General features: G+C 46.8%; 2 protein-coding genes. Both read right to left on the bottom strand.

All coding sequences use genetic code 11. The features are described 5' to 3' along the window. Nucleotides 1-113: 113 nt before the first annotated feature. Nucleotides 114-587 (bottom strand): MEKHLA domain-containing protein, encoded by a 474-nt coding sequence (locus P5674_RS22110; RefSeq protein ID WP_006616388.1) that lies wholly within the window; start codon nucleotides 585-587, stop codon nucleotides 114-116. A 29-nt stretch (nucleotides 588-616) separates the two neighbouring features. Beyond that, nucleotides 617-3976, bottom strand: coding sequence for a Swt1 family HEPN domain-containing protein (locus P5674_RS22105; RefSeq protein WP_014276704.1), 3360 nt, complete (start codon nucleotides 3974-3976; stop codon nucleotides 617-619). Nucleotides 3977-4334 lie beyond the last annotated feature (358 nt).

Here is a 4334-nt window from a genome sequence, read left to right as displayed (position 1 = left end):
GTCAATTTGGCATCCGCACCAGGATATAAATAAACCCGCCCCACCGCCGTCAATTTTCCATCCCCACCAGGATATAAATAAACCCGCCCCACCGGATAATTGAAAATTGATAATTAATCAAGATATTGCCAAGTTTTATAGGTAGCGGCTTGACCACAATAATTATTGTGGTTGTCTAAGACATTCCACACTGTCAAATTAGAGATAGCAAAACGCCTACCTGTCTTTGATATTCTGACTCCTGTGCCGTTTTCTATGTAGCCATTTTCTGCCACAGTTTTTAATAACTTTAACCTGTCTTCTCGGACGATCGCCTCTGCTGAATATCGAGAAGGCATTTGGGTTAACTCCTCCCAGGTGACTTCCCATAATTCCATCGCCTTTTGATTACCATAATTAAAAATTGGGTCGGGTTGTGTATCGTGACATAATACCGGAAAAGGCAGTTCAAATAGTGCCTTTGATATCTGTTCCGGAGTGCCCTGGGTATTGATTAATTGTTTACCTGTCCAATATTCAAAACTCCGAATCATTAATTGATTGTTTAAAATCACACTTTCCTGTTGCCATATAGGGTGATTATTCATAGGGTTTAATGCTGATATATTATTAACAGTTAGTCAGTTTCTAAGCCTTGTTGCTGGAATTTCAACGTTTGGCAATTTTCCATAATTGTCCGGGCTACATTGTCCGGGATACCTTCGGGAATTTCTGCCTGAATTTCTAGGGTGATTTTCACCTTCGTATTTTTCAGAGAGATTAAATGTTGAATCACCTCATCGCTAATTATTCCCACGTCTCTGTTGAGTCGTAAAGCATCAATTTCTACCACCCCATAAAAGCGTCTGTGCGACGGTTTATCGGCTAGGGAAGCCCCATAATTTGCTGCGGTTATAGTCTCCCCGACTATGATATGTGCCTGGCTTTCCTGACCCGGTGAGGCGGTGGAATATTGCCCCAAAGAATTGGGGCTGGGCTGCTGCATAAGTTGTAACTGTTTTTGAGCCACATCCGGCTTGACAATTAGACTATTTTGAGCTATTGTAGGATTGATGGATTCTCCGGCTTTCAGTTCCTGATAGGTTTCGGTTTCCGGGTCGAAGCCTTGGGCATAGGCGAACCACTGACTCCAAACGGTGGAGTATACGCCGGACGCGATCGCCTCTAGTAAAACGTTTTCATCCTTGAGGCGGGGGAGATAGATATATTTAGTTAGATACTCCCATAGGTCCTGTAGGCTGATGTGGTTTTTCTTAGTCCAGATGAACGTTTCGAGAAATTCCAAACAGAGATTTTCCGCCGCGTAGGTATCCGATAGATAGGCTTCATGGACTGCTTTTTGGCTGGCGCTAAGTGCTAGGGAAGGTTCAGGGCTACGGAGGCGGGTAGCTTTCCAGACGATCGCCTCTTGGGGGTCTGGTTGTTCAGGGACTAATAACCATTGATAGGTTTGGGAAATCTGGTTTTCAACATCTTGATCAGAGTCCTGGAGTCTGTTGTGGGCTTGTTTAGCCTGAGAAGGATCTAAATTCAACTCCTCCTTTTCCGCAATAATTGATTCCCAGGCGAGATATTTAGCCGTGTTGTCTGCGAGGCATTCTAACTGCCTTTTATCGGCTGCCAAAAACAAGAGAGTATTTTGATAATGGCGGCGACTACTGCCCCTGTAGTTTAACACATCATCAACCCATTGGTGAGCCGGACTATCTAAATTTAAGCCTTGGTCGTGGGGGTTTTGTGGGTGGACTATCACCAGACGCACGCCCGAACTGTTATCATCAGGAATATCCGAGCTAGAATTGGGGGCGACATGAACCCCAGAGAACAGACCTCGATCGCCAATTTTTTTGAGTCGTTTAACAATTTCCTCCCAAACCTTATGACGATCGCTTTCAGTGAGAAATTGATCAGCCTTTTCCTGGGCAGTGCGATTAAGATTAGGTTGAGTAGAAATCCAGTAGCGGTTATTATCAACATAGAGATACGTCGCGCGATCGCTCAGTCGTCGGAGTGCGTCCCCAAAAGTCGCCGCCGTCTCCCCAGGTTGCACACAACCCAGCTTAATTCTACGGTCTTCTAAGCCACGGTTAGCAGCTTTCAGCGTTGGTGCTGACCCCATGTAGATCGTGCGGGTAACGCGCCGACAAGCCGAATAGCGGCCGAAATTATGGTTTTCACCATCAATAGTTAGGGGTAAAGAATTAGGTCCATCGACATCTTTATCAATAATCGGAATCCAGTTATCATCTAGGTAGCGGGTAAGTTCCGACTGCACCTGAGAGTCATCCATCGGCACATTTCCCGGCATAATCAACAGATTAGCATCATTGCGTTCCCAGAGGGTATGAATCACCTTAGCCATGAGACGCAAAACCCCACGGGTGCGCTGAAACTTATCCAAACTCGACCAGTCCGAATAGAGGCGATCGAACAATTCCGGGTGAATAGGATAAGCCTCTCGCATTCGGCGTTTATAGTCAGCCTCTTTAGTCTCCGTGGGAAACTCCTGGCTATTTCCCCGATACATATCACAAAACGTATTAATCACCGCATCTCGTTGAGCGAATAGAAGCGGATCTGTAGTAAGCTGGAATAAGCGCCGCCGGACAATTTCAAAACTTTCCTCAGCACTAGCCGGTCGCCAAGGGGACTCTACCCTACCGATCGCATTTCTGAGTCTGTCCGTCGCTTCGTATCCCCTCTCGCCGCCTTTTTCAATATCCGATGCTGGAATACTCACCACCAGCAGCGTATCCTTAGCGTTTTTAGCCGACTCGCTCAAAGTTTGGGCAAAAGTAAACTGAGTGTCGAAACTCCCCCCCACCAAATCAGGCGTATCATGGAGTTGTCTAGCATAGGCGACCCATTCATCAATCAGAATTAAACAGGGCGAGAAGCGGTTAAACAGTTGTTTAAGTATATCACCGGGATTAGTCGCCGTTTCGTCAGCCTCCCGCAACATTTGATAACCTTCTTGTCCTCCCAATTGCCAAGCCAACTCTCCCCAGAGAGTTTTAATCACCGGGGGACGCTTTCCGTTACCTTTTCCATAGGGTTTAATGCCACTGGGGGGTAGTTTATTCCCCACCACAACCGCAATATTCACATTTTGGGGAGGCTTAGACAAACTCACCTGTTGAAAAATCTCTTCCATCCCTGGTAAGTTATGAATATCGATCGCCTGGCAAAGGTGATAGAGGGCTAACATGGCGTGAGTTTTGCCGCCGCCGAAGTTAGTTTGTAATTCAATTACCGGGTCTCCCCCTTGACCAGTTAACCGCAGCAGCGCATTACTGAGAAGCTGTTTTAAGCCTTCGGTTAGGTAAGTGCGGCGATAAAATTCTGTCGGGTCTCTATATTCATCGGACCCCTCATCAAGGTATACTTGCCATAGGTCTGCCGCGAATTCTGCTTGCTGGAAATTCCCGGAAGCCACGTCAGGATGAGGCGTAACAATTTCTCGCCAAGGTTTCAGTCCGGCTTGAGGTTTTCCTTCCGTGGGTGTAACGGTGGCTTTACGTTTTTCGCGACGGGCTTCCGCTTCAAAACGCGATCGCATCAATTCGTTTTTTTCTTTTTCTGCCTGGCTGGCTTCTGGGGACGAAATAGCCGTTAATAGGCGGGCGACATTATCGAGGGCGCGGTAAGCGTCATCAGTGGAAAAGGTGGCTTGGTGCGCCCATTTGTTGCGGATATCGCGCAATTCGCTGACAATGCTGCGTTCACTTCTTCCTAGGGTTTGGCGAAATGCATCATTCCAATGTTCCCACATAATTATCAGCAGGGCGGATACATCTTCTTTGAGGACTGCATCTACAGATTTTCGGCTAACATAATTATCCGGGAGGGAGGCGCTGGCGGGCGTTAACCAGCGATCGCCATATTTAGATATCATTTCCCTTTCCACAAAAGGATACAATCCATCTCGGAGTATCCCCAGGGCGCGACTAACTCTCTCGTAATTGGTGATAGCCATAATCAGGTAGGATGCGTCATATAGATTAATTGTATGCCCAAACCGCACATTTTGTTCACCTGTTCAAAATAACCCACTTTTCCCACAATTTACCCCCTGTTAACGTAGGGTGCGTCAGAGGGATAACCTACTGGGTTAACGGCAAATTTTATTAATCTGACGCACCACCTACAATTATTAATTATAGGGTTTCGGTGGATTGGTGAGGTAATTTTCAAAGCCCCTCTCCCCTGTTGGGAGAGGGGTTTGGGGTGAGGGCTATACCTTATGAATATCAGAAACGCTATATCAATTATCCCGTGGGGTGAGGTAATTTTCAAAGCCCCTCTCCCCTGTTGGGAGAGGGGTTTGGGGTGAG

Origin of the sequence: Limnospira sp. PMC 289.06 (genome assembly GCF_032350395.1) — a bacterium.
Lineage (GTDB): Bacteria > Cyanobacteriota > Cyanobacteriia > Cyanobacteriales > Microcoleaceae > Limnospira > Limnospira platensis.
Note: the sequence above shows the minus strand (reverse complement) of the source record. Positions and strands in the feature narration are given on the sequence as shown.

Bases quoted from the DNA above. Each gene is read 5' to 3' on its own strand.
- P5674_RS22110 (WP_006616388.1), bottom strand. From the start codon at position 587: ATGAATAATCACCCTATATGGCAACAGGAAAGTGTGATTTTAAACAAT.
- P5674_RS22105 (WP_014276704.1), bottom strand. From the start codon at position 3,976: ATGGCTATCACCAATTACGAGAGAGTTAGTCGCGCCCTGGGGATACTC.